A 23,202-nucleotide genomic window follows, 5' to 3' on the forward strand; every position below is an offset into this window, starting at 1 on the left:
TGCGGCCCCGCCTCACCGCCCCAAGCTAACAGCTGGGCCGTAATGCAACGGTTCCCTTGAGGGAGAAGGTGGGCCCGCAGGGCTCGGATGAGGGGTGTCAGCGCGGCACCAGACCATGAGGCCGCGAGGGATTTTCCTCGCAACCCTCATCCGTCTTGCTCCGCAAGCCACCTTCTCCCTCAAGGGGAGAAGGACATGTTCACGCCCCCGGATCGACCGCCTGCCCGTACTTGCCACGGAAATAGGTCAGGGCGTCGCTTGGATGGGTGTCGAACGCCGCCACCCGGCCAACGATCACCAGGTGATCCCCCATGACGATGCGGTCGTGGGTCGTGCAGTCCAGCCGCGTCACGGCGTTTCGCAGGCGCGGCGGAGCGGGATCGCCGACCTCGAACTCGTCCTCCGACAGGGTGCAGACGCCCCAGGCGAAGCGGTCCGACATGGCCTGGTCCTCGACCGGCAAGACATGAACCGCGAACCGCTCGGCCCCGGCGAAGGCGTCATGGCGATCCGACTTCACATCCATGCACCACAGCACCAGCGGCGGGTCCAGCGACACCGAGGTGAAGCTGTTCACCGTAATGCCCAGCGGCCCCTCAGCCGTATGGGCCGTCACCACGCAGACGCCGGTGGCGAAACCGCCCAGCGCCTTGCGATAGGCCTTGGCGTCGAATTCGGAAGAAGATGAGGTCATGGTCACAGGCCTGACCTAAGCCGTGGGTCGCTGCGCGGCAAGGTCGCACCCGGAAACGTTCGCGCCGCAACCGCTTCTTAACGGGCAGCGTGGGATTCACGGCTAACAGACGACGTTAAGATTGGCCTGCCCATGTCCGTGAGCGATCGCCCGATCCTCATCAAGAAGGTGAAGAAGGTGGTCGCCGGCGGCCACCACGGCGGCGCGTGGAAAGTCGCCTACGCCGACTTCGTGACGGCCATGATGGCCTTCTTCCTGCTGATGTGGCTGATCAACACGACGGACCCGGAGCAGAAGCGCGGCATCGCCGAGTATTTCGCCCCGGCCAACGTCTCGGCCTCGACCTCGGGCTCCGGCGGCATCCTGGGAGGCACCGCTCTGGGCGACGACGGCGCCAAGAGCTCCGGCTCCATGGCCATGGTCGAGCAACTGGCCCCCGAAGCCCCTGAGTCGCCCGAAGAGGCCGGCCAGAACACCAACCTGTCCGCCGCCAGCGAATCCGCCCTGCGCGCCGAGATCGCCCGGCGCGAGGCCGCCGACTTCGCCAGCGCCGCCGAATCCCTGCGTCAGGCCATGCAGGCCATGCCCGAATTGGCCGAGCTGTCGAAACAGCTGATCATCGACCAGACGCCCGAGGGTCTGCGTATCCAGCTGGTCGATCAGGAAGGCCGCTCGATGTTCGAAAACGGCTCCTCGCGCCCCAACCCGCGCGCCCAGATGCTGCTGCGGGCCATCGCCAAGGTCATCAACCAGCTGCCCAACCGTATCTCCATCACCGGCCACACCAGCGCCGTCGCCGGCTCCAGCCGCGCCAGCGGCGCGGGCGACTGGTCGCTGTCGTCGGCCCGCGCCGACGCCTCGCGCCTGACGCTGCAAGGCGCGGGCGTGAACGCCGACCGGGTCTATTCGGTCGCGGGCAAGGCGGGCTCCGACCCCCTCTATCCCGACGATCCCTCGCTGGCCGGCAACCGCCGCATCGCCATCGTCCTGCTGCGTGAGGCGCCGGTCCTGCCCACGGACACCAGCCTGTGACCGCAAGCGCCGCTCTCACGGCGCTTGCGAAATCCCCCGGTTGCGCGCCAAATCGGCACATGAAGATCAGCCCGGCGAGCACCGAAACGGACCTGAGGCCGTGAGCCAGCATTTCCCGACCCGGCAGCTGCGGTTCTTCATGACCGCCAATGCCCCCTGCCCCTACCTGCCCGGTCAGTACGAGCGGAAGGTCTTCGCCAACCTGCCCTTCAGCGACGGCGCCGACGTCAACGACGCCCTGACCCAGGCGGGTTTCCGCCGCAGCCAGAACATCGCCTATCGCCCCGCCTGCGAGGCCTGCGCCGCCTGCGTCTCCGTTCGTATTCCGGTGGGCGAGTTCGCCTTCTCCCGCTCCCAGCGCAAGATCCTGAACCGCAACGCCGACCTGTCGCGCGACCTGGTCGAGGCCGAGGCGACGATGGAGCAGTTCGACCTGCTGCGCCGCTACCTCACCGCCCGCCATCCCGGCGGCGGCATGAGCGACATGGGCTGGTCCGACTATGTGTCGATGGTCGAGGATACGGCGGTCCGAACCCACCTGATCGAGTACCGTCTGCCCGCCGACAACGACGGCCCCGGCGATCTGGTCGGCGTCTGCCTGACCGACCTGCTCCACGACGGCCTGTCGATGGTCTACAGCTTCTTCGACCCCGATCTGGAGCGCCGCAGCCTGGGCCAGTTCGCCATCATGGATCACCTGCGCCAGGCCGCCCTGGTCGGCCTGCCTTTCGTCTATCTCGGCTACTGGGTCCAAGGCTCGCCCAAGATGGACTACAAGGCCAGGTTCCGCCCGATGGAAGCCCTGCGCCCTCTGGGCTGGGAACGGCTGGAAGACTAGCACCGCGCCTCTCCCTCCCCTTCATGGGGAGGGTGGCTGAGGCTGAAGGCCGAAGCCGGGTGGGGGCGGCCCGGCTATTCAAGCGCATTACCCAGGACCAGCGCGCCCTCCCCACCCGGTCGCTTCGCGACCACCCTCCCCATGAAGGGGAGGGAGAAGATGCCTCAGGTCGTCGGAACCGCCGTCCCCGACGTGACCGACGGCGTCGGCCCCTCGTCTCGCCCGCCGGCGAACTTCACCAGTGCCACGATCCGCTTCTCGATCGGCGGGTGTGTGGCGAAAAGGCCAGCGAAGCCCGCCTTGTCCGCCGTATTGTCCAAAAACATGCCGCGCAGCTCATCCGGCGCCCGCAGCTTCGACTGGCCCGACACCTTCCTCAGCGCCGAGATCATGGCGTCCGGGTTCTTGGTCAGCTCGACCGCCCCCGCATCGGCCACATATTCCCGCGTCCGCGACAGGGTCATGCGGATGACCGCCGCCAGGCCGAAGCCGATCACCCCGATGGCCAGGCCGATCAGGATCAAGGGCAGGGCGTTCTTGTTGTTCCCGCCACGACCGCCGCGCACATAGAACAGGCTGCGGAAGACCAGTTCGGCGACCACGCTGATGATCCCCGCAAAGATCGAGGCGATCACCATGGTCCGCACGTCCTTGTTGATGACGTGGGTCAGTTCATGGGCCAGGACGCACTCCATCTCGTCGCGGCTCAGGGCTTGCATCAGGCCCCGCGTGACGGTGACGCTGTAGTTCCCTTCATGCAGCCCTGACGCATAGGCGTTCAGCGACGGGCTCTCGATGATCCGCAGTGTCGGCGTCCGCAACCCGCGCGAGATCGCCAGGTTTTCCAGCAGGTTGTAGAGCTCCGGCTCCACCCGCCGCTCCACCTTCCTCGCGCCGGTCATGGCGTCGATCATCACCTGATTGCCGAAATAGGCGATGACGAACCAGATCACGGCCACGATCAGGGCCGTCGGCACGGTCCAGCCCAGCATGGACGCCGCCAGCGCCAGATCCTGCCCCAGGTCGCCGCCCGAGTTGGGCAGCAGACCAAACCCCATCATCAGCACCTGAATGCCGAACAGGATCAGCACCAGCAGGACCGGGAACCCGGCCAGCAGGATCGCCGACCGGGTGTTGTTCTGCCAGATGTGGGTCTTGAGGCCGACGGCCTGACCGAAAACCGCCATTGGGGCTTAGAACTTCACCGTCGGCGGCGCCGCATTCAGAGCCGCGCGTTCACCCTCGCCCACATCAAAGAAGGGCTTGTCCGACGCAAAGCCGAACATGCCGGCGAACAGGACAGTCGGGAACTGACGGCGCAGGGCGTTGAACTCGCTGACCGCATTGTTGAAGAACCGGCGCGCGGCGGCCAGCTTGTTCTCGATGTCCGACAAGTCCATCTGCAACTGCTGGAAGTTGGCGTTGGCCTTCAGGTCCGGGTAGGCCTCGGACACGGCGAACAGACGCCCCAGAGCCCCCGTCAGCATGTTCTCGGCCTGCACCTTCTCATCGACAGTGCGCGCCCCGGCGGCGGCGGCTCTAGCCTGGGTCACGGCGTCAAGGGTGCCGCGCTCGTGCGTGGCGTAGCCCTTCACCGTCTCGACCAGATTGGGGATCAGATCCTGACGCTGCTTCAACTGCACGTCGATGTCGGCAAACGACTGATTGGCCGCCTGATCCAGCGCCACAAGCTTGTTGTAGGCCCCGACGACGACGAACAGCAGAACGACGACGATGACGCCGATGATGATCCAGGTGATCATTGAGCCTCCTCCAGCATTTCGGGAGGAATATGCGGGGCCGCAGCCCCGGCAACCAATGAATTCGGCGTCACCCTTCCCTCTCCCGCCGGGAGAGGGCTTGAAATTAACGGAACTTGCGCATCCCGCGCGGACCCTGGCGACCGGCGCTGGCGCGCTTGCCCAGCCAGTCCTTCCAGTCAGGCCAGTTGCGGCGACGACCGCCGCCGTCGGCCCATTCCGGCCCCGTCTCGGCGTTGAACACCGCCACGTCGGCCAGACCGCCCTGCTTGTAGCCCTGCAGCTTGACCCCCTTGCCACGGCCCATTTCGGGCAGTTCGGCGATGGGGAAGATCAGCGCCTTGATGTTCTCGCCTATGGTCGCGACGTGGTCGCCCGTCACGCGCAGCATGGCCAGCATCTCGCCGTTCAGCACCTGCTTGCCGCCGCGCTTCTGCGCCAGAAGCTCGTTCTCTGGCGCGACGAAGCCGTAACCGGCCTTGGATGCGACCAGAAGTTTCGCATTCGGTTCGTGCGCCAGGACATTGATAATTTCAGCTTTTTCATCAAGATCGATCATCAGACGCAGCGGTTCGCCGTGCCCCCGGCCGGAGGCCAGCTTATCGGCCCCGATGGTGAAGATGCGTCCGTCCGAGGCGCCTACCAGCAGCTTGTCCGTGGTGAAGGTCGGCACCAGGAAGGCCAGGCTGTCGCCCTCCTTGAACTTCAGTTCCGACGGGTCCTCGACCTTGCCCTTGGCGGCGCGAATCCAGCCGCGTTCCGACAGGATGACCGTAATGGCCTCGCGCGGGATGAAGGCTTCCGGCGCCACGAAGGCCGAGGCGTCCACCGCCTCGCCGATGGTCGTTCGACGCGGCGAGATCAGCGCCTTGCGCACGACCTCCAGCTCCTTGGAAATGGCCTTCCACTGCTTGCCTTCCGAAGACGTCAGCGCCTTCAGCGCCGCAAGTTCTTCCGACAGAGCATTGAATTCTTTTTCGATCGCCATTTCCTCGATCCGCGCCAGCTGACGCAGGCGGGTGTCGAGGATGTAGTCGGCTTGCGGCTCGCTCAGACCGAAGCGCGCGATCAGGACCGCCTTCGGCTGCTCCTCCTCGCGAACGATGCGGATCACCTCGTCCAGGTTGAGGAAGACGATGCGCAGGCCTTCCAACAGGTGCAGTCGCTTCTCGACCCGCTCGATCCGCCATTGCGACCGGCGGTTCAGCACCACGCGGCGGTGATCCAGGAAGGCTTGCAGGCAGTCCTTCAAGCCCATGACGCGCGGCGTGCCCGTGGCGTCCAGCACGTTCATGTTGATCGGGAAGCGCACCTCCAGATCTGACAGCTTGAACAGGCTCTCCATCAGCATTTCAGGCTCGATGGTGCGGTTCTTGGGCTCCAGGATCAGGCGGATGTCTTCCGCCGACTCGTCGCGCACATCGCCCAGCAGAGGCGCCTTCTTGTTCTCGATCAGGTCGGCCAGGGCCTCGATCAGGCGGCTCTTCTGCACCTGATAGGGCATCTCGGTGACGATGATGCGCCAGACGCCGCGCCCCAGGTCCTCGGTCTCCCAGCGCGCGCGCAGGCGCACCCCGCCCCGACCTGTCTCATAGGCGTCCAGGATCGAGGCATGGCCCTCGACCGACACCCCGCCGGTCGGGAAGTCCGGCCCCGGCACGATCTGCACCAGTTCCTCGGTGGTCGCCTCGGGACGCTCCAGCAGCAGCTGACAGGCGTCGATCAGCTCGCCGACGTTGTGCGGCGGGATGGAGGTCGCCATGCCCACGGCGATGCCCGACGACCCGTTGGCCAGCAGGTTGGGGAAGCCGGCCGGCAACACCACCGGCTCTTCGTCCTGATCGTCATAGGTGGCGCGGAAGTCGACCGAGTCCTGGTCGATGCCGTCCAGCAACAGGACGGCGGCGGGCGTCAGCTTGCACTCGGTGTAGCGCATGGCCGCGGCGCTATCGCCGTCGATGTTGCCGAAGTTCCCCTGTCCGTCGACCAGCGGATAACGCTGGGCGAAATCCTGGGCCAGACGGACCAGGGCCTCATAGATCGAGGCGTCGCCGTGCGGGTGATAGCCGCCCATGACCTCGCCGACGACCTTGGCGCATTTGCGCGCCGCCGCCTGCGGGTTCAGCCGCATCTGGTGCATGGCGTACATGATGCGGCGGTGCACCGGCTTGAAGCCGTCGCGCACGTCGGGCAGGGCCCGGTTGGTGATCGTGGACAGGGCGTAGGCGAGATAGCGCTTCGACAGCGCCTCGCTCATCGGCTCTTCGACGATGCGGCCGCCTTCAGGCGTCGGGGTGTGGATGGTCATGTGTTTTCGAATCGGTGATCTGAACGACAAAGTCTAGCGCAGCCTGCGGCTGACGCGGGGACGATCCGCGCCTATCTGTGGAGCGCCGCCGCCGAACAGGTCAGGAACCCGCCATGAAGACCGCCCTCACCGACCGCCTGGGCCTCGATCTGCCGATCATTCAGGCCCCGATGGCCGGGACCTCCACGCCCAACCTGGCGGCGGCCGTGTCGAACGCCGGGGCGCTGGGCTCCATCTCCATCGCCTCGGTCGATGCGGTCGAGGGACGGCGTCAGATTCAGGCGCTGAGGGCCCTGACGACGCGGCCGTTCAACGTGAACCTGTTCTGCCATGCGCCGACGCCGCCCGATCCGGCGCGCGACCGCGTCTGGATCGACAGCCTGCGCCCACTTTTCGCTCAGTTCGGCGCCGCCCCGCCCGAGACGCTGACGGAAATCTATCAGAGCTTCCTGACCGACGACGCCAAGCTGGCGGTCCTGCTGGACGAGAAGCCCGCCGTGGTCAGCTTCCATTTCGGTCTGCCGCAGCCTGAAAAGATCGCCGTCCTGAAATCCGCCGGCTGTCTCCTGATCGCCAGCGCCACCACGCCGGAGGAAGGCCGACAGGCCCAGGCGGCGGGCGTCGACATGGTGGTGGCCCAAGGCTTCGAGGCCGGGGGCCATCGCGGGGTCTTCGATCCGGCTGACGATCCACGCTTCGCCACCCTGCCCCTGACGCGGCTTCTGGCGCGGGAGCTGGACATCCCGGTCATCGCGGCGGGCGGCATCATGGACGGCGCCGGGATCGTAGCCGCGCTGGCGCTGGGCGCAGCAGGCGCGCAGCTGGGCACCGCCTTCGTCTCCTGCCCCGAGTCCGCCGCCAACCCCGCCTATCGCGCGGCGCTCGCCAGCCCGCGCGCCGAACGCACCCGGGTCAGCCCGGTCATCTCGGGCCGCCCCGCGCGCGGCGTCGAAAACGCCTTCATGCAGCGCGCCGACGAAGCCCTGACTGCCGGCTATCCCTACGCCTACGACCTCGGCAAGGCGCTGAACGCCGCCGCCAGCGCACAGGGCGACGACGGCTACGCCCCGCAATGGGCCGGTCAGGCCGCGCCCCTGACCCGCGCCTTGCCCGCCGCCGAACTGGTCGAGGCTCTGGCGCAGGAAACCCGCGCCGCCATCCGCGACCTGCAGAGCCTTTTGTAACTCCACGCCATCCGACGCGTTCCGGGCTGCGTAACATCAGGGTCTGAGGCCAAAGGACTGACACGATGCTCCTGATCCTGCTGTCCTACCTCGCCGGGGCGCTGACCATTCTCAGCCCCTGCATCCTGCCGGTCCTGCCCTTTGTCTTCGCCCGCGCGGGCCAGCCTTTCATGAAAAGCGGCCTGCCCCTGCTGCTGGGCATGGCCCTGACTTTTGCGGGCGTGGCGACGTTGGCGGCGGTCGGCGGCGGCTGGGCGGTGCAGGCCAATCAGGTCGGACGCTGGATCGCGCTCGCCGTCATGGCGGTGCTGGGTCTGACCCTGATCATGCCCTCGCTGGCGGACCGGCTGACCAGACCTCTGGTGGCGCTCGGCTCGCGCCTGACCGAGAAGGCCAGCGCGGAGCAGCAATCCGGCGGCGGCGTCTGGCCCTCCTTCCTGCTGGGCGTGGCCACCGGCCTGCTGTGGGCGCCCTGCGCGGGGCCGATCCTGGGTCTGATCCTGACCGGCGCCGCGCTGCAAGGCGCCAGCGCCGGCACCACCCTGCTGCTGGCCGCCTACGCCGCCGGGGCCGCCACCTCCCTGGCCCTGGCCCTGTTGATCGGCGGCAAGGTCTTCCAGACGATGAAGAAGTCTCTGGGCGTCGGCGAATGGGTGCGAAAGGGTCTGGGCGTTCTGGTCCTGATCGGCGTCGCGGCCATTGCGCTTGGCCTCGACACCGGCCTGCTGACCCGCCTGTCCAGCGGCGGGACCAACCGCATCGAACAGAGCCTGCTCAGCCGCTTCGGCGCCGCCCAGCCCATGAACGCCGCCCGCGCCCCGCTGAACGCCCTGCCCATCGAAGGGGCCATGCCGCCCCTGACCGGCGCGACCGAGTGGATCAACAGCCCGACCCTGACCACGGAACAGCTGCGCGGCAAGGTCGTGCTGGTCGATTTCTGGACCTACTCCTGCATCAACTGCGTGCGCACCATCCCCTATGTCCGCGCCTGGGCCGAGAAGTACCGCGAACAGGGCCTGGTGGTGATCGGCGTCCATACGCCCGAGTTCGCCTTCGAGAAGTCGCCCGCCAACGTCCGCGACGCCGTGCGCCGCTTCGGCGTCACCTACCCCGTGGCCATGGACAACGCCTTCGCCATCTGGCGCGCCTTCGACAACCGCTACTGGCCCGCCCACTACTTCATCGATGCCAAGGGAAACATCCGCTACCACCACTTCGGCGAGGGCGACTACGAACACTCCGAGCGGGTCATCCAGCAACTGCTGAAAGAGGCCGGCGCCGCCAATGTCGACCAGGCCGTGGTCCAGGTCCGCGCCCAGGGCGCCGAGGCCGCCGCCACCGCCGAGGTCGCCTCACCCGAAACCTATGTCGGCTACGCCCGCGCCAAGCACTTCGTCTCGCCCGGCGGCTTCGGCTTTGACGTGCGCAAGACCTATGCGGCCGCGCCGCTGAAACTGAACGACTGGAGCCTGTCCGGCGACTGGATCGTGCGGCCCGAACACGCCGACCTTCAGGCGCCGGGCGGACGCCTCGCCTTCCGTTTCAAGGCCCGCGACCTGCATCTGGTCATGGGGCCGAGCACCCTGGGGCAGCCCGTGCGCTTCCGCGTTCGCATCGATGGTCAGGCGCCGGGCGCCGACGCCGGCGTGGACATCGACGCGCAGGGACTGGGCCGGATCGACAGCCAGCGCCTGTATCAGTTGGTGCGTCAGTCCGGCGGCGCGCGCGAACGGACCTTCGAGATCGAGTTCCTCGACCCCGGCGTTCAGGTCTTCGCCTTCACCTTCGGCTGACTAGAGCCGTCCGGCCTCGGCCAGCCGCTCGATCATCCAGACGCGGGCGGGCGGCAGCGGCTTGTTCAGGGCGTGGAAGACGAACTGTTCCAGGAAGTGCCCGGTCAGGTCCAGCCCCGCCTTCACGTCGCCTTCGCCCAGCCCCGCCTGCGCGCCCAGCATGAAGGGCGGCAGGTTCAGCAGCTTGTCGGCATAGGGCGCACCCGCCTCGCGGCTGACGGCGCGGCCCGTGCGCGGGCTGACGTAGATCAGGTCATCCATCGACCCTGTGGCCGGACACCGCGACAGATCCAGACCAAAGCCCAGGTCTTCCAGCAACCCCGCCTCGAACCGCACGAAGATGGCGGGCCAGACCTCGGGCAAGGCGAACGCCCCCATCATGGCTTCGAAGGCCAGAAAGGCCCCCGGATGCGGCTCGCGCTCGGGCAAGGCCCCTTGCGCCACCGCCGCCGCAGCGTTCAGGCCGACCAGGGCCAGAGGATCGTCAAACAGGGCCGCCGGCCCCTCGCCCACAGGCTCCAGCCTTGCAGATCCCAGCTGGTCCGAGGTCCGCGACCTCAGATCGGCCACCACCCGCGCCCCCGCCTGCAAGAAGGGCCGCATCTTCCGCGACGCCCCGCCCGCGACATAGGCCGCGCGGCGTCCGTGCCGCTCGGTCAGCAGTTCGACCACGGCCCCGGTATCCCCATGCGCCCGCGCCGACAGGACAAAGGCGTCGTCCTGAACCTCCATCAGTCGGCCTTGATCGCATCAACGACGGCGCGCGCCCTGTCGTTCGGCACGGCGAAGCTGAGGACATATTGCTCGATCTTCCAGCCGTCGTCGGTCAGCCGCAACACGCCCGACCCGCGCGTGGTCCCATAGGCGTCGTTGTCCAGCACCTCGTCGAACCAGGCCACGCAGCGGCAATCCACGGGTGCGATGGTCACGGTCCGCGCGGTCGGCCGATAGGTCCAGCCCTTGCCTTGCGAGAAATAGGGCATGGCGTAGGCCCTGAAGTCCGGCAGGCTCCACCGCTCGGTCGCATCCGTGCCGATGAACCGACCGTCCGCCGTAAAGCTCGCGAAATAGGCCTCGCCGTCGGCCTTCGAGGCCGCGGCGTGCATGGCGTCCAGCACGCGCTCCACCGAGGCGGTCTCGGCCTCAGCGACAGGCGCGGCCTGAACCGGAGCAGCTAAAACTTGGAGCATCATCAGAGCGGCGGTGATCATGGCCATGTTCTAGTCCTGTTCTCCCACAGGTGAAAGCACCTCTCACCTTCCTTCTCCCCCAAACAGCAGACCGCGCTTCCTTCTTCCCTTGCGGGAGAAGGCCGAACGCCCCGCCCAAATCGTCGCAGCCACGCAACCGTCACACGACCGTATCGCCCCTGTCGTCCGCAGACGGTCTAAGCTCGGCCATCAAACGGAGTCCTCCCATGCGCCTGCAACGCCGCCAACTGATCTCGACCGGGGCTGCGGCCTTCGCCTTCGCCGGCTTCGCCCGCAACGTCCACGCCCAAGGACGGGAATCGGCGGCGAGCGAAGAAAGCTACGTCAATCAGGTCGAGGGCTACGGCCCGCTGAAGGCCGACCCCAACGGCCTGCTCGACCTGCCGGAAGGGTTTTCCTATCAGGTCATCTCCCAGAGCGGCGAGACCATGGACGACGGCCTGCTGGTCCCCGGCCAGCCGGACGGCATGGGCTGCTTCCCCCTGACGCCGACCACGGTCGCCCTGGTGCGCAACCACGAGCTGAAGGGGTCAAAGGCGCTTCACCGCAACATGGGACCCGGCGGCTTCCACCACGAACGCCTCGGCCTGCTGGACGCCTCCAAGGCCTACGACACCTACAAGGACGGCCGCGCCCTGCCCGGCGGCACGACAACACTGATCTACGACCTCGAAACCCGTCAGACGGTGCGTCAGCACCTGTCGCTGATCGGCACCTCGACCAACTGCTGCGGCGGCCACACGCCCTGGGGCAGCTGGCTGACCTGCGAGGAGACGGTCGAGACCCCCGCCGACGCCGACGTGACCAAGGCCCACGGCTGGGTGTTCGAAGTGCCTGCCGCCGCGACCGGCCTGGTCGACCCCGTGCCGCTGAAAGCCATGGGCCGCTTCGATCACGAGGCCGTCTGCATCGACCCGCGCACCGGCATCGCCTACCTGACCGAGGATCAGGGCGACGGCCTCTTCTATCGCTTCATTCCCACGGTTCCGGGCCAGTTGGCGCGCGGCGGACGGCTGCAAGCCATGGCCTTCAAGGGGCAAGCCGGCGCCGACAGTTCCAACCACGAGGCCCGCATCTGGTCGGTCAACGACTGGCGCGAGGTCGAGTGGGTCGACATGGACGACGTCGAGGACCCGGCGGGCGACCTGCGCCATCGCGGTCATGCGGCGGGCGCCGTCAAGGTGGCGCGCGGCGAAGGCGTCTTCTGGGGCGAGAACGAGCTCTACCTGACCGCCACCTCGGGCGGACCGCTGCGCCGGGGCCAGATCATGCGCTACGTCCCATCCCCCGACGAAGGCGGCGCGGACGAAGCCCGCAACCCCGGCCGCATCCAGCTGTTTGTCGAAAGCACCGACCTGCGCACCATGAACATGGGCGACAACCTGTGCATCGCGCCCTGGGGCCACCTGATCGTCTGCGAGGACAACTATTCCGACGAGGTGCGCAACCATATCAAGGGCGTGACGCCCGACGGCCGCCTCTACACCATCGCTCGCAACGTCTTCACCGGGAACTCGGAGTTCGCCGGGGCCGTGTTCTCGCCGGACGGCGCCGTCCTGTTCGTGAACATCATGTACCCCGGTCTGACCCTGGCGATCAGAGGCCCGTGGAACGCGGTCCGCTCATGAACAGGCGCGGGCGCGAGCGGCGAACCAGCCACAGGTTGATCGTCGCCGCGCCCAGCACCAGCGCCGCCAACGCCTGGTGCAGCGCGCCCAGGGTGATCGGCACCGCGTGCATCAGCGTCACAATGCCCAGCCCCGCCTGAAGCCACAGCAAGGCCGCCAGCACAAAGGCCGACAGTCCCAGCCCCTCGGCCAGCCGCCAGCGCCAGGCGTGGATCGCATAGGCCGTGCCGCCCGCCAGCAGCAGATAGGCGCCGATGCGGTGATTGAACTGCACCAGTCCCTGATCGTGCAGGAAGGCGATCGCCCCCTTGCCCCACTCCACCGGCGGGAAGACCGCCCCATTCATCATCGGCCAGTCGGTGTAGATCAGCCCCGCTTTGGCCCCGGCCACCAGCCCGCCCAGCAGGCACTGAACGAAGATCGCCCCGAGCAGCAGCCCTGCGCCCCAGGTCCAGCCGCGCGGCGACCGCGAATGGTCCGATCCGCTCCAGGCCTCCAGCCCGGTCCAGATCAGACCGGCGAAGATCAAAAACGCCAGACCCAGGTGGGTCGCCAGCCGCTCCGGCGCCACATCGACCCGCTCCGACAGGCCGCTGGACACCATCCACCAGCCGATCAGGCCCTGAATCCCGCCCAGTCCCAGCAGGATCAGACAACGCCCGATCAGCCGCTTAGGCAGCCGCCGCATCACCAGGAAGACGACGAAGGGAACCGCGAAGACCACCCCGATCAGCCGCCCGAACAGACGGTGCAGCCACTCCCACCAGAAGATGCCCTGGAACTCGCCCAGGCTCATGCCGGCGTTGACCTGGGCGTACTGCGGGATAGCCTTGTACTTGTCGAAGGCCTCGGCCCAGTCGGCCGCGTTCATCGGCGGGATGGCGCCCATGATGGGCTTCCACTCGGTGATCGACAGACCCGAGCCCGTCAGGCGCGTCACGCCCCCGATCACCACCATGGCGAAGACCATCGCCGCGCTGAAGAACAGCCACAGCGCGACCGCGCGGCTTTGATCCTGATTCACGAAACGCTTCATTCGACGCCTGCCGTTCGCCCCGATACACTGTCGCCTTACAAGTCGGGCGACCGGGGCGGTATGCCCCCCCAGCGCGGCAAGATCGAGTCGCTTTCGACGCCAAGGCGTCGCACCATTCTGAAGGAGCGCCCGTGGCGCCATATGCGGATATCGCCATCGCCGTCGTCGGCGCCCTGGTTCTGGCCTGGATCGCCGACCTGCTGACCGGCCGCCGGGGTCTCGGCGGAACCATCCTGGTCGCCGCCGTCGGCGCCGGTTGTGGCGCCTTCCTGGCCATCCGCGTCTTCGCCGTGGCCACGCTCAGCGACTGGACCTGGGTCGTCTGGTCGATGATCGCCGCCGTGGTCTGCCTGGTCGCCTTCTTCCTGTTCCGGAGCAAGCGCTGATGGGCGCCCGGACCCGCCGCTTCGTCGCCACGGTCGGCGTTGTGCTGTTCCTGACCTTCTGGGTCTGGGGCGCGGTGTCGATCAACGACCGCCTGCCCGACATCTGGTGGCTGGACCTGATCTTCTTCGCCGTCGCAGGCATCGGCTGGGGCATCCCCCTGATCCCGATGCTCCGCTGGGCCGAGCGCGAGCCCGGCGCGAAATAGAGCTGGAATTGCAAAAGGGGCCGCTCGAAAGCGACCCCTTTAACCAACCGATTTCCCTGAGGAAATGGTCGGAGCGACAGGATTCGAACCTGCGACCCCTTGACCCCCAGTCAAGTGCGCTACCAGGCTGCGCCACGCTCCGAAGACGCTCCCTATAGAGGGCGATTCCGCAGTCCGCAAACCCTAAAACGCTCTTTGAACAACAAGTTCGCCTCAGCGCTGCAGAACAGCGTCCAGACGCGCCTTCGCCGACTCCAGGTCGGCCAAAACAGCGCCCAAACGGGCGGCCTCGAACGGCGCGGCGGCGGCCGAAGCGACGGGTTCACGCTCCACGTCGGCGTCGATCTCCAGCGCCGTGGCCGGATCGCCGTAGGCGGCCAGACGGGCCAGCCCCTGCTCCTTGTGCAGACGCTGGACGCCGCGAATGGTCAGCCCCTCGTCGTGCAGCAGACGCCGCACGGCCTTCAGCACCGTGATGTCCTCGGGCCGATAGAAACGACGGCCGCCCGCGCGCTTCACCGGGACGATGAAGTCCAGCTTGGTTTCCCAGAAGCGCAGCACGTGCTGCTGCGCGCCGACTTCGTCAGCGGCCTCGGAAATGGTGCGGAAGGCGTTCGGGCTTTTGGCCACAGTCTATTCAGTCCTCGACGACCGCGTCGTGGACCCGGCTCTTCATGATTTGCGAGGCGCGGAAGCTGATCACCCGACGTGGGTTGATCGCCGCCGGTTCGCCGGTCTTGGGGTTGCGGCCCATCCGGGCGCGCTTCTCGCGCACCTGGAAGACGCCGAATCCCGACAGTTTGACTGTCTCGCCGCGCTCGAGCGATTCGACGACCAGTTCGAGCGTGCGCTCGACCAGACCGGAGCATTCCTGGCGGGAAAGCCCCACCTCGTCATGCACCGCATCGCACAAATCCGCCCGGGTCAGGGTCTCTTGTCCCGTCACTGCGTCTCTCCGCTGCCAATTCGCACGCATAGAAGGGCAAAGTCGCCCCGAATCAAAGCCCTGAATGCAAATCTAGAGACGGAAGGCGCAGGCGCCCCACGTCAGACCGCCGCCCATGGCCTCGATCACCACCAGATCGCCGCGCTTGATCCGCCCGTCCTTGATGGCCGCATCCATGGCCAGAGGGATGGACGCCGCCGAGGTGTTGGCATGCAGGGCCACGGTCGAGACGACCTTGTTTTCGTCCAGCCCCAGACGTTCACCGACCCCGCGAATGATGCGCTGGTTGGCCTGATGAGGCACGAACCAGTCGATCTCGGGGATCTCGACGCCCGCCGCCTCGGTCGCACCGACAATCGCTTCGGCGATGTTGACGACCGCGTGGCGGAAGACCTGATTGCCCAGCATTTTCAGATGGCCGACCGTGCCCGTCGTGGACGGACCGCCATCGACATAGAGCATGTCGGTCTTCGTGCCGTCGCAGCGCAGGGCGAAGCCCAGCACGCCCTGATCAGCCTTGGTCCCCTGCCCTTCGCGCGGTTCCAGCACGAAGGCGCCGGCGCCGTCGCCGAACAGGACGCAGGTGGTCCGGTCGTTCCAGTCCATCAAGCGGGTCATTTCCTCGGCGCCGATGACCAGGGCGCACCTGGCCATGCCGCGCGCGACGAAGCCGTCGGCCACGCTCATGGCGTAGACGAAGCCCGAGCAGACCGCCTGAACGTCAAAGGCGATGCCGACCGGCGCGCCCAGCTTGGCCTGAACGATGGCGGCGGTGGCCGGGAAGGTCTGATCCGGAGTGGTGGTGGCGACGATGATCAGGTCGACGTCAGCCGCCGTCTTGCCGGCGTCGGCCAGGGCGCGGCGCGCGGCCTCGACCGCCAGGTCGCTGGTCGGCTCGTCGTCGCGGGCCTGATGGCGTTGATGGATGCCGGTGCGCTCGACGATCCACTCGTCAGAGGTATCAACGAACTTGGCCAGGTCGGCGTTGGTGACGACCTTCTCCGGCAGGAAGGAGCCGACGCCGGTCACGGCGCTACGGATGACGCTCACTGGTGGGTCTCCCCAAGGGTTTCGGCGGCCGGCGCGGGCTGCTCCAGGGCGGCGAGCCGTCCCAGGTTGGCCCCGACCTTGGCCATGTAGTCGCTGCGCGCCAGATCGACGGCGATGCGGATGGCGTTTCCATAGCCGCGCGGCGTGGCGCCGCCGTGGCTTTTCACGACAATTCCGTTCAGCCCCAGCAAAGGCCCGCCGTTGATGGCGTTGGGGTCGATCCTGGCGGCCATGCGCTTCAGCGCCGGCATGGCGATCAGGGCGCCCAGCTTGGCGACCGGCCCCGAGGTCAGCGCCTCTTTCAGCAGACCCGAAATGAAGCGCGCCGTGCCTTCGGCGGTCTTCAGGGCGATATTGCCGGTGAAACCGTCGGTGACGACCACGTCCACCGTGCCCTTGGCGATGTCATCGCCTTCGACAAAGCCGTGATAGTTCAAAGGAATGCCGCCCTCGCGCAGGATGGCGTGGGCCTCGCGCACCTCGTCGTGGCCCTTCATGTCCTCGGAGCCGACGTTCAGAAGACCGACCGTAGGCTTGGCCACGCCATGCACCGCCGACTGGAAGGCCTCGCCCATGATGGCGAATTCGATCAACTGCTTGGCGTCGCTGCCGATGTTGGCGCCGACATCCAGCACCGCCGTATAGCCGCGCGTCGTTGGCCAGCTGGCGACGATGGCCGGGCGTTCCAGGCCGGGCGCCGCCATGCGCAGCAGCAGTTTTGAGATGGCCATCAGGGCGCCGGTGTTGCCGGCGGACACAGCCGCTTTGGCCTCGCCCGTCTTCACCGCCTCGATGGCGTTCCACAGGCTGGAGCCCTTGCCCCGACGCATGGCCTGGGCCGGCTTTTCGTCCATGGCCACGACCTTGTCGGTGTGGCGCACGTCGCAGACGGCGTCGGTCAGGGCGCAGCGCGCCATCTCGGCGCGAATCGCCGCCTCGTCGCCATGCAGCAGGAAACGCACGCCCTCGCCGTCATGCCGCGAGAGATAGTCTTTCACGCCGCCGACCACGACCGAGGGACCGTGGTCCCCGCCCATGGCGTCAAGCGAGATCAGTGTTGGGGATGCCAAGTGGAAATGGACTCCGTCGCCGTCTTGTCGCGGCGCTTCATATAGGGATGCGGGACGCAAATGTCGCACCCATGGGATGCTACCAGGTCAACGCGAGGTCAACCTTCACCGGAACCGTCCGTCGGACGCAGACCCTTCAGCACGGCGAAAGGCGAGATTTCGCCGGGTTCCGGCGGCTGCTCGAAGACCGCGCCCGGCTTGCGCGGGAAGGGGTCCAGGCTCAGCGCCAGCTGCTCAACGGCGTATTGGCCCAGGTCGAGGCTGCCGCCTTCGATCTGATCCGCCGAATCGTCGTCCAGCTCCAGATCGATTTCAGCATTCTCGTCGGCTTCGTGTTCAGTCGCCTCGACCATCTGAACCGAGAACTTGCGATCGATGCGGACTGGCAGCGGCTCCAGCGTCAGCCCGCACGTCTGAACCGCGTCGGCTATGACCCGCCCGTCCAGACGCCAGCCGGACACGGTCGGGACCAGGTTGATATCGACCTCGAACATATCGAGCGCCTGAAGGTCCAGGGCGCGGACGATTCGTTTGATCGCCTCCGCATCCGGCTTCAGGCGGCGCTGCACGCCGGCGCCGATGTGGTGAAGCCTCAGCGGCTCGCTATAGGGCAAGGGGGGAAGGTCGTTCATGCGGTGATCTCCGCCCAGGCCGGAGCCTTGGACACGGTTTCAAACGACTGCGCCGTCAGGTTCTGACGCGAGGCCACGGCGTAACGCGCCAGGGCGCGTCCGGTCTCCGCGTCGGCGCTTTCATAGATGTTCTTGGCCAGGGAGGCGGCCAGGGCGTCGACGTCCTCGGCGCGCAGCGGGCCTTCATAGGCGTTCATGCGCCCATACAGGGACTCGCCCAGCTTGCGCATCTTCTTGCCGACCGAGACGTCGCCGACGCCCAGTTCGCGCAGAGTGTTGTCCAGCGAAGAGATATAGGTGTCGAACAGCTTCTGGGCCGCGACCTCGCCGCGCTCGCCGTCCTGCTTGAGCCGGAGAAACAGAATCAGCACGTGCAGGGTGTAGAGCTCGAAACGGGCGTCGATCCGGTCCGCCACGCCCAGGGCGGTGTAAAAAGCCGGCTGACGGGCCTGTTCGACCGCAACGGCATACAGGGCGTCGCCCTGGCGCTCATCGGGTCGTTGTCGGAAGAGATTTCTAAGCATGAGCAACAGCCCCTTTTTCGCCGCGCCGTTGCACTAGGACGCAGCGCCGGTTAGGTCAAAGACCTTGTTATGCTGAGGCGGACGCGGATGCCCCGAATTACACCGATCTTCGCTGCTGTTGCGCTGGCCGCCGCTGCAGGCGCCTGTGCGCCGACCGTCGCCACCCAGGGCTTCCAGGCGATCGACGCCAAGCCTCAGGATGTCGTGGCTGGAACCGACACTCGGGAAACCGTCCTGGCGCGACTGGGGTCGCCCTCGACCACCTCGACCTTCGAGCCCGAGACCGTCTGGTACTACCTGACCCAGACGACCGAGCGTTACACCTACAACAAGCCGCAGGTGTCGCAGCGGACGGTGACTGAGATCACCTTTGACAAGGCGGACGGCAAGGTCGCCGCCGTGCGCACCCTCAGCCTGGCCGACGGTCGCGAAGTCGCCATGGAGCGTCGCGAGACCCCGACGCGCGGTCGCCAACTGACGATTCTGGAGCAGTTGCTGGGCAACGTCGGCCGTGGCCAGCTGCCGCGCACCGAAGACGACGTCCCCGGCCAGCGCCGCCCGGACTAAGGCCTCAGCGGCCACAAAAGATCAGGCCCCGGAGAGCAATCTCCGGGGCCTTTATCGTTAGACGATCTTCCCGCTCGCCAGCACCGCCAGCAGCAGAAGCGCCACGATGTTGGTGATCTTGATCATCGGGTTCACCGCCGGACCAGAGGTGTCCTTGTAGGGATCGCCCACAGTGTCGCCGGTGACGGCGGCCTTGTGCGCTTCCGAGCCCTTACCGTGGACCACGCCGTTCTTGTCGGTGAAGCCTTCCTCGATCAGCTTCTTGGCGTTGTCCCAGGCCCCGCCGCCGGAGGTCATCGAGATGGCCACGAACAGGCCGGTCACGATCACCCCCATCAGCATGGCGCCCAGGGCGGCGAAGGCGTTGGCCTTGTCCGGCTGGATGAACAGCACCACCACGAACAGGACGATCGGCGACAGCACCGGCAACAGGCTTGGCACGATCATCTCGCGGATGGCCGCACTGGTCAGGATGTCCACGGCCTTGCCGTATTCGGGCTTGGTCTCGAACGTCATGATGCCTGGGTTCTCGCGGAACTGACGGCGCACCTCGGCCACGACGGCCTCGGCGGCGCGTCCCACCGCCGTCATCGACATCCCGCCGAACAGGAAGGGCAGCGCCCCCCCGAACAGCAGGCCGACGACGACATAGGGGTTGGACAGGTCAAAGGCGACCGCCCCCAGTCCGTAGAAGAAGCTGCCCGGCGTCGCCTCGGCCGCAAAGTGCTTCAGGTCTTCAACATAGGCGGCGAACAGGACCAGCGCGCCCAGCCCCGCCGAACCGATGGCGTAGCCCTTGGTCACGGCCTTGGTGGTGTTGCCCACCGCGTCCAGGGCATCGGTCGAGACGCGGACTTCGGACGGCAGACCCGCCATCTCAGCGATGCCGCCCGCATTGTCGGTGACAGGTCCAAAGGCGTCCAGCGCCACGATCATCCCCGCCACGCCCAGCATGGTCGTGGTGGCGATGGCGATGCCGAACAGGCCCGCCAGCTGGAAGGCCGCGATGATGCCGACGATGATGGTCAGCGCCGGCAGGGCCGTGGACTCGAGCGACACCGCCAGACCCTGGATCACATTGGTGCCGTGCCCCGAGACCGAGGCGTTGGCCACCGACTTCACCGGGCGGAAGCCGGTGCCGGTGTAGTATTCGGTGACGACCACGATGGCCGCCGTGACCAGCAAGCCGACGACGCCGGCCCAGAACAGGTTCATGGGCTGGATCAGCAGCCCGCTAGAGGTCTCTACCGCGCCCGGCACCAGTTGGTTGATGACCCACCAGACGGCGATGACAGACAGGACCCCCGTGACGATCAGGCCCTGATACAGGGCCCCCATGATGTTGCCGCCCTTGCCCAGTCGGACAAAGAAGGAGCCGATGATCGAGGTCACGATGCAGATGCCGCAGATCGCCAGCGGCAGCAGCATCATCACTTCGACATAGGGCTGATCGCGGAAGAAGATGGCCGCCAGGACCATCGTCGCCACGGTCGTGACGGCATAGGTCTCGAACAGGTCGGCGGCCATGCCGGCGCAGTCGCCGACGTTGTCGCCCACGTTGTCGGCGATGGTGGCGGCGTTGCGGGGATCGTCCTCGGGGATGCCCGCCTCGACCTTGCCCACCATGTCGCCGCCCACGTCGGCGCCCTTGGTGAAGATGCCGCCGCCCAGTCGCGCGAAGATGGAGATCAGCGAGGCGCCGAAGCCAAGGGCCACCAGGCCGTCGACGACCGTGCGGCTGGTGGATTCAAACCCCATGCCCTGGGTCATGAAGGCGTAGTAGCCCGACACGCCCAAGAGGGCGCCGCCCGCCACGAACATCCCGGTGATGGCGCCGGAACGGAAGGCCAGGTCCAGCCCCTTGGCCAGACTTTCAGACGCCGCCTGGGCCGTGCGTACATTGGCCCGCACCGAAATCAGCATCCCGGCGAAACCGGCCGCGCCTGACAGCACCGCCCCGATCAGGAACCCGAGCGCAGCCCAGGGCCCGATAAGCAAAAAGGCCGCGACCAAGATCACGACCCCCACCATACCAATCGTTATGTACTGACGCTTCAGATAGGCTGACGCCCCTTCCTGGATCGCCGCGGCGATCTCTCGCATCCTGTCGTTACCTGTTCCGGCCTTCATCAGGACCGCAGTCTGGACGGCGCCGTAGAGCACCCCCAGTACGCCGGCCGCAATGACCAGCCATAGATAGTTCGTCATGGCGTTTCCAAGCCCTTGTGCAACAAGCACACGGATCCTTGGCGCGGGCGGGCGTTTCGCCTCGTCTCCGCCTTCCGGTCCCCCCGTGCGCCTACGAACGCAACCTTACGTCCCCCGGGAATTGCGGCTCAACTGTGTCAAAAGCCTCGCCGTGAAGCAACAGCGGTTTCTAAAGCCTGATTTCAGACGCCCTGCATGCCCGTGCGGCGGCGCGGCGTCTGGCTGACGACCTCGACGCGGGTCACGGAGCCGCGCCCGACCAGGGTCGCCGCCGATCGGATCAGGCTGGCGCTCAGGGCCGCCGTATCCAGCGCCACCCAGGTGTCCGGCAGGATGAAGGGCGTACGATGCCCCGCGCGGACCAGGACGTCCCGCAGATGGGCCTCCTTGGCCCGCACCGCCTCAACCGTATGGCCCGCCCCCAGATGCAGCTTCAGCACGATGAAGACGTAGTTGCGCACCCTGCCATCGGTGATAATCGGCAGTCCCATGCCGGGCAGGTTCAGGACGGCGGCGCCGGGCTCCGCCTTGTCCGACGCGCCGGCCGTCCCCGCAACGGCTGTTGCGGTCAGAAGGGCTCCAGCCTGGATCAGGGCGCGACGTTGCATGAGACTCACCCTGCCCGGTTCCGGTTAGGATTCCGTTGCCTAGTCGTGGGTCCAGCCGATCCGGGTCGGCGTGATTTCCTGTCCGAGGTGACGCACGATCACCCCCTTGCCCTCGACGACACGGCCGATACGGGTCAGACGCAGGTGGCGGCGTTCCGCCTCGCGGCGCAGGGCTTTCTCGGCGCCCGCCGGAACGGTCAGGACGATCTCATAGTCGTCGCCGCCCGTGGCCAGCAGCTCAAGCGCGCCTTGCGGGTCCACGCGACTGTCCAGCCAGGCCTGGGCCGCCGCCGACAGAGGCAGGACCTCCAGGTCGAGCTCCATGCCCACGCCGCTGGCCTCGGCGATATGGCCGGCGTCGGCGAGCAGGCCGTCGGAGACGTCGGCGCTGGCGGTGGCCAGGCCGCGCACGACGGGGGCGAACTCGACACGCGGCATGGGGGTGCGATAGGCGGCCTCCAGCGCGTCCATGCGCTCGGGCTCCAGCGACAGGGCGCCTTGCGCGGCCTGAAGCCCCAGCCAGCCGTCGCCGATGGTGCCCGTCACGAAGACCAGGTCGCCCGGTCTCGCCCCGCCCCGGCTGACAGTCGAGGAGGACGGCGCCCAGCCCAGCAGGGTGGCGGAGAAGCTGGCCGGTCCCGGCGTCTTGACCGTGTCGCCGCCCAGCAGGGAAATGTCGAAGATGGCCTGGTCGCGCCGCAACCCGGCGACAAAGGCCTCGCGCTCGGGCCAGCCGCAGCGTTCGGACCAGTGGCAGGCCAGCAGATAGCCGAAGGGCTCAGCCCCCTTGGCGGCCAGGTCGGACAGGTTCACCCGCAGCAGCTTCTGCGCCACCGTGTCCAGCGGGTCGTCGGGCAGGAAATGGACGCCCTCGATGATGGCGTCCTTGGTCAGGATCAGGTCATAACCCGGTCGCGAGGGCAGCACGGCCACGTCGTCGGCCAGCCCCCTCGCCCATTCCGGGTGCGCCAGCGGCTTCAGAAGCCGCTGGATGGTCTCGAATTCGCCAACGACGTCAATCGCGGGCATCGCGCGCCACGCCGTCGAGCGCCGCGTTCACGAACTTCGCCTCTGCCTCGTCGAAGAAGGCCTTGGCCAGCTCGACATACTCGTCGATGACGATCTCACGCGGCACGTCGGGCTTGGACTTCAACTCCCAGGCGCCGCAACGCAGCAGGGCGCGAAGCGTGGCGTCCAGACGTTCCAGCCGCCAGTTGGAGGCCAGACGCGCCTTGACCGCCTCGTCGATGTCGCGCTGGTCCTCGACCACGCCGTGGACGATGTCCGAGAACCATTGCTCGTCGGCCTCGGCCAGGGGGGCGCCGTCGATGTCGCCGTCGAAGCGGTGATCGCGGAATTCCTTGACGATGACGTCCACGCCCTCGCCCGCCAGCTCCATCTGATACAGGGCCTGGACGGCGGCCAGACGGGCAACCGTGCGGGCGCGACGCTGACGGCTGGTCAGTTGCGGCTCGGCGCGGGCTTTGTCGGCCTCGGCCAGCTGAGCCATGACTTCGGCGA

25 protein-coding genes and 1 tRNA gene are annotated in these 23,202 nt (G+C 67.3%); 8 read left to right on the plus strand and 18 right to left on the minus strand.

All coding sequences use genetic code 11. From position 1 onward, the window contains the following. Positions 1-199: 199 nt before the first annotated feature. Entirely contained in the window at positions 200-694 is a 495-nt protein-coding gene (locus DXK21_RS12200; RefSeq protein WP_114818056.1) for a flavin reductase family protein, read from the minus strand. A gap of 132 nt (positions 695-826) precedes the next feature. Between DXK21_RS12200 and DXK21_RS12205 the strand changes: the two genes are divergently transcribed. Beyond that, positions 827-1,726, plus strand: a complete 900-nt coding sequence (locus DXK21_RS12205; RefSeq protein WP_114818057.1) for a flagellar motor protein MotB — start codon at positions 827-829, stop codon at positions 1,724-1,726. 100 nt (positions 1,727-1,826) lie between these two features. Next, a complete protein-coding gene (locus DXK21_RS12210; RefSeq protein WP_114818058.1) occupies positions 1,827-2,564 on the plus strand; it encodes an arginyltransferase in 738 nt (245 codons plus the stop codon). A 164-nt stretch (positions 2,565-2,728) separates the two neighbouring features. On the opposite strand, the gene DXK21_RS12215 is transcribed toward DXK21_RS12210, so the two are convergent. From DXK21_RS12215 to parC, 3 genes are all read right to left on the minus strand, one after another. Further along, on the minus strand, positions 2,729-3,751 hold the full coding sequence (locus DXK21_RS12215) for a M48 family metallopeptidase (protein ID WP_114818059.1): 1,023 nt from the start codon (positions 3,749-3,751) through the stop codon (positions 2,729-2,731). A 6-nt stretch (positions 3,752-3,757) separates the two neighbouring features. Next, positions 3,758-4,327, minus strand: a complete 570-nt coding sequence (locus DXK21_RS12220) for a LemA family protein (RefSeq protein ID WP_114818060.1) — start codon at positions 4,325-4,327, stop codon at positions 3,758-3,760. Between the two features lie 103 nt (positions 4,328-4,430). Beyond that, complete coding sequence (gene parC / locus DXK21_RS12225; protein ID WP_114818061.1) at positions 4,431-6,632, minus strand: DNA topoisomerase IV subunit A; 2,202 nt, start codon at positions 6,630-6,632, stop codon at positions 4,431-4,433. 113 nt (positions 6,633-6,745) lie between these two features. Here parC and DXK21_RS12230 point away from each other — a divergent pair, with 113 nt between their 5' ends. Both DXK21_RS12230 and DXK21_RS12235 read left to right on the plus strand, forming a co-directional pair. Further along, complete coding sequence (locus DXK21_RS12230) at positions 6,746-7,816, plus strand: NAD(P)H-dependent flavin oxidoreductase (protein ID WP_114818062.1); 1,071 nt, start codon at positions 6,746-6,748, stop codon at positions 7,814-7,816. Between the two features lie 65 nt (positions 7,817-7,881). After that, positions 7,882-9,609: a cytochrome c biogenesis protein DipZ gene (locus DXK21_RS12235; protein WP_114818063.1), complete on the plus strand. Its 1,728-nt coding sequence runs from the start codon at positions 7,882-7,884 to the stop codon at positions 9,607-9,609. On the opposite strand, the gene recO is transcribed toward DXK21_RS12235, so the two are convergent. Together recO and DXK21_RS12245 are read right to left on the minus strand one after the other, a co-directional pair. Then, a complete protein-coding gene (gene recO / locus DXK21_RS12240; protein ID WP_114818064.1) occupies positions 9,610-10,341 on the minus strand; it encodes a DNA repair protein RecO in 732 nt (243 codons plus the stop codon). It lies immediately after the preceding gene. Then, positions 10,341-10,826, minus strand: a complete 486-nt coding sequence (locus DXK21_RS12245; RefSeq protein ID WP_245945208.1) for a nuclear transport factor 2 family protein — start codon at positions 10,824-10,826, stop codon at positions 10,341-10,343. Before DXK21_RS12245 ends, recO begins: the two co-directional genes overlap by 1 nt. A 200-nt stretch (positions 10,827-11,026) precedes the next feature. Here DXK21_RS12245 and DXK21_RS12250 point away from each other — a divergent pair, with 200 nt between their 5' ends. Continuing rightward, positions 11,027-12,448, plus strand: coding sequence for an alkaline phosphatase PhoX (locus DXK21_RS12250; protein ID WP_114818065.1), 1,422 nt, complete (start codon positions 11,027-11,029; stop codon positions 12,446-12,448). Here DXK21_RS12250 and DXK21_RS12255 read toward each other — a convergent pair. After that, entirely contained in the window at positions 12,417-13,484 is a 1,068-nt protein-coding gene (locus DXK21_RS12255; RefSeq protein WP_114818066.1) for a COX15/CtaA family protein, read from the minus strand. The genes DXK21_RS12250 and DXK21_RS12255 overlap by 32 nt on opposite strands. 131 nt (positions 13,485-13,615) lie before the next feature. On the opposite strand from DXK21_RS12255, the gene DXK21_RS12260 reads away from it, so the two are divergent. Further along, positions 13,616-13,870, plus strand: a complete 255-nt coding sequence (locus tag DXK21_RS12260; RefSeq protein WP_114818067.1) for a transglycosylase — start codon at positions 13,616-13,618, stop codon at positions 13,868-13,870. Continuing rightward, the gene (locus DXK21_RS12265; protein ID WP_114818068.1) at positions 13,870-14,076 is read left to right on the plus strand and encodes a DUF2842 domain-containing protein; all 207 of its coding nucleotides are present in this window, start codon (positions 13,870-13,872) and stop codon (positions 14,074-14,076) included. The genes DXK21_RS12260 and DXK21_RS12265 overlap by 1 nt, the downstream gene beginning before the upstream one ends. A gap of 65 nt (positions 14,077-14,141) precedes the next feature. Here the strand turns inward: DXK21_RS12265 and DXK21_RS12270 are convergent. From DXK21_RS12270 to DXK21_RS12300, 7 genes are all read right to left on the minus strand, one after another. Then, positions 14,142-14,218: transfer RNA gene (locus tag DXK21_RS12270), tRNA-Pro, on the minus strand. A 71-nt stretch (positions 14,219-14,289) separates the two neighbouring features. Continuing rightward, positions 14,290-14,706, minus strand: a complete 417-nt coding sequence (locus tag DXK21_RS12275; RefSeq protein WP_114818069.1) for a MerR family transcriptional regulator — start codon at positions 14,704-14,706, stop codon at positions 14,290-14,292. Between the two features lie 7 nt (positions 14,707-14,713). After that, positions 14,714-15,022, minus strand: coding sequence for an integration host factor subunit alpha (locus tag DXK21_RS12280; RefSeq protein ID WP_245945209.1), 309 nt, complete (start codon positions 15,020-15,022; stop codon positions 14,714-14,716). A 72-nt stretch (positions 15,023-15,094) separates the two neighbouring features. Then, positions 15,095-16,072, minus strand: a complete 978-nt coding sequence (locus DXK21_RS12285; protein WP_114818071.1) for a beta-ketoacyl-ACP synthase III — start codon at positions 16,070-16,072, stop codon at positions 15,095-15,097. Then, a complete protein-coding gene (gene plsX, locus DXK21_RS12290; protein ID WP_114818072.1) occupies positions 16,069-17,142 on the minus strand; it encodes a phosphate acyltransferase PlsX in 1,074 nt (357 codons plus the stop codon). The genes DXK21_RS12285 and plsX overlap by 4 nt, the downstream gene beginning before the upstream one ends. 98 nt (positions 17,143-17,240) lie before the next feature. Beyond that, positions 17,241-17,774, minus strand: coding sequence for a YceD family protein (locus DXK21_RS12295; RefSeq protein ID WP_114818073.1), 534 nt, complete (start codon positions 17,772-17,774; stop codon positions 17,241-17,243). Next, positions 17,771-18,298 carry a ubiquinol-cytochrome C chaperone family protein gene (locus tag DXK21_RS12300; protein WP_114818074.1) on the minus strand — a complete coding sequence of 176 codons (528 nt, stop codon included), beginning with the start codon at positions 18,296-18,298 and terminating at the stop codon, positions 17,771-17,773. The genes DXK21_RS12295 and DXK21_RS12300 overlap by 4 nt, the downstream gene beginning before the upstream one ends. Positions 18,299-18,385: 87 nt before the next feature. Here DXK21_RS12300 and bamE point away from each other — a divergent pair, with 87 nt between their 5' ends. Next, positions 18,386-18,865 carry an outer membrane protein assembly factor BamE domain-containing protein gene (gene bamE / locus DXK21_RS12305; protein ID WP_114818075.1) on the plus strand — a complete coding sequence of 160 codons (480 nt, stop codon included), beginning with the start codon at positions 18,386-18,388 and terminating at the stop codon, positions 18,863-18,865. A 57-nt stretch (positions 18,866-18,922) separates the two neighbouring features. On the opposite strand, the gene DXK21_RS12310 is transcribed toward bamE, so the two are convergent. From DXK21_RS12310 to nusB, 4 genes are all read right to left on the minus strand, one after another. After that, complete coding sequence (locus tag DXK21_RS12310; protein WP_114818076.1) at positions 18,923-21,073, minus strand: sodium-translocating pyrophosphatase; 2,151 nt, start codon at positions 21,071-21,073, stop codon at positions 18,923-18,925. Between the two features lie 182 nt (positions 21,074-21,255). Next, positions 21,256-21,681 carry a hypothetical protein gene (locus tag DXK21_RS12315; protein WP_114818077.1) on the minus strand — a complete coding sequence of 142 codons (426 nt, stop codon included), beginning with the start codon at positions 21,679-21,681 and terminating at the stop codon, positions 21,256-21,258. Between the two features lie 39 nt (positions 21,682-21,720). Then, positions 21,721-22,710: a thiamine-phosphate kinase gene (thiL, locus tag DXK21_RS12320; RefSeq protein WP_114818078.1), complete on the minus strand. Its 990-nt coding sequence runs from the start codon at positions 22,708-22,710 to the stop codon at positions 21,721-21,723. Beyond that, positions 22,697-23,191, minus strand: coding sequence for a transcription antitermination factor NusB (gene nusB / locus DXK21_RS12325; protein ID WP_114818098.1), 495 nt, complete (start codon positions 23,189-23,191; stop codon positions 22,697-22,699). The genes thiL and nusB overlap by 14 nt, the downstream gene beginning before the upstream one ends. Positions 23,192-23,202 lie beyond the last annotated feature (11 nt).

Source organism: Brevundimonas bullata (genome assembly GCF_003350205.1).
Lineage (GTDB): Bacteria > Pseudomonadota > Alphaproteobacteria > Caulobacterales > Caulobacteraceae > Brevundimonas > Brevundimonas bullata.

Excerpts from the sequence above, each read along its gene's own strand:
- DXK21_RS12200 (WP_114818056.1), bottom strand. The coding sequence starts at position 694 with ATGACCTCATCTTCTTCCGAATTCGACGCCAAGGCCTATCGCAAGGCG.
- DXK21_RS12205 (WP_114818057.1), top strand. The coding sequence starts at position 827 with ATGTCCGTGAGCGATCGCCCGATCCTCATCAAGAAGGTGAAGAAGGTG.
- DXK21_RS12215 (WP_114818059.1), bottom strand. The coding sequence starts at position 3,751 with ATGGCGGTTTTCGGTCAGGCCGTCGGCCTCAAGACCCACATCTGGCAG.
- DXK21_RS12220 (WP_114818060.1), bottom strand. The coding sequence starts at position 4,327 with ATGATCACCTGGATCATCATCGGCGTCATCGTCGTCGTTCTGCTGTTC.
- parC (WP_114818061.1), bottom strand. The coding sequence starts at position 6,632 with ATGACCATCCACACCCCGACGCCTGAAGGCGGCCGCATCGTCGAAGAG.
- DXK21_RS12230 (WP_114818062.1), top strand. The coding sequence starts at position 6,746 with ATGAAGACCGCCCTCACCGACCGCCTGGGCCTCGATCTGCCGATCATT.
- DXK21_RS12235 (WP_114818063.1), top strand. The coding sequence starts at position 7,882 with ATGCTCCTGATCCTGCTGTCCTACCTCGCCGGGGCGCTGACCATTCTC.
- recO (WP_114818064.1), bottom strand. The coding sequence starts at position 10,341 with ATGGAGGTTCAGGACGACGCCTTTGTCCTGTCGGCGCGGGCGCATGGG.
- DXK21_RS12245 (WP_245945208.1), bottom strand. The coding sequence starts at position 10,826 with ATGGCCATGATCACCGCCGCTCTGATGATGCTCCAAGTTTTAGCTGCT.
- DXK21_RS12250 (WP_114818065.1), top strand. The coding sequence starts at position 11,027 with ATGCGCCTGCAACGCCGCCAACTGATCTCGACCGGGGCTGCGGCCTTC.
- DXK21_RS12255 (WP_114818066.1), bottom strand. The coding sequence starts at position 13,484 with ATGAAGCGTTTCGTGAATCAGGATCAAAGCCGCGCGGTCGCGCTGTGG.
- DXK21_RS12265 (WP_114818068.1), top strand. The coding sequence starts at position 13,870 with ATGGGCGCCCGGACCCGCCGCTTCGTCGCCACGGTCGGCGTTGTGCTG.
- DXK21_RS12295 (WP_114818073.1), bottom strand. The coding sequence starts at position 17,774 with ATGAACGACCTTCCCCCCTTGCCCTATAGCGAGCCGCTGAGGCTTCAC.
- DXK21_RS12300 (WP_114818074.1), bottom strand. The coding sequence starts at position 18,298 with ATGCTTAGAAATCTCTTCCGACAACGACCCGATGAGCGCCAGGGCGAC.
- bamE (WP_114818075.1), top strand. The coding sequence starts at position 18,386 with ATGCCCCGAATTACACCGATCTTCGCTGCTGTTGCGCTGGCCGCCGCT.
- DXK21_RS12310 (WP_114818076.1), bottom strand. The coding sequence starts at position 21,073 with ATGACGAACTATCTATGGCTGGTCATTGCGGCCGGCGTACTGGGGGTG.
- DXK21_RS12315 (WP_114818077.1), bottom strand. The coding sequence starts at position 21,681 with ATGCAACGTCGCGCCCTGATCCAGGCTGGAGCCCTTCTGACCGCAACA.
- thiL (WP_114818078.1), bottom strand. The coding sequence starts at position 22,710 with ATGCCCGCGATTGACGTCGTTGGCGAATTCGAGACCATCCAGCGGCTT.
- nusB (WP_114818098.1), bottom strand. The coding sequence starts at position 23,191 with ATGGCTCAGCTGGCCGAGGCCGACAAAGCCCGCGCCGAGCCGCAACTG.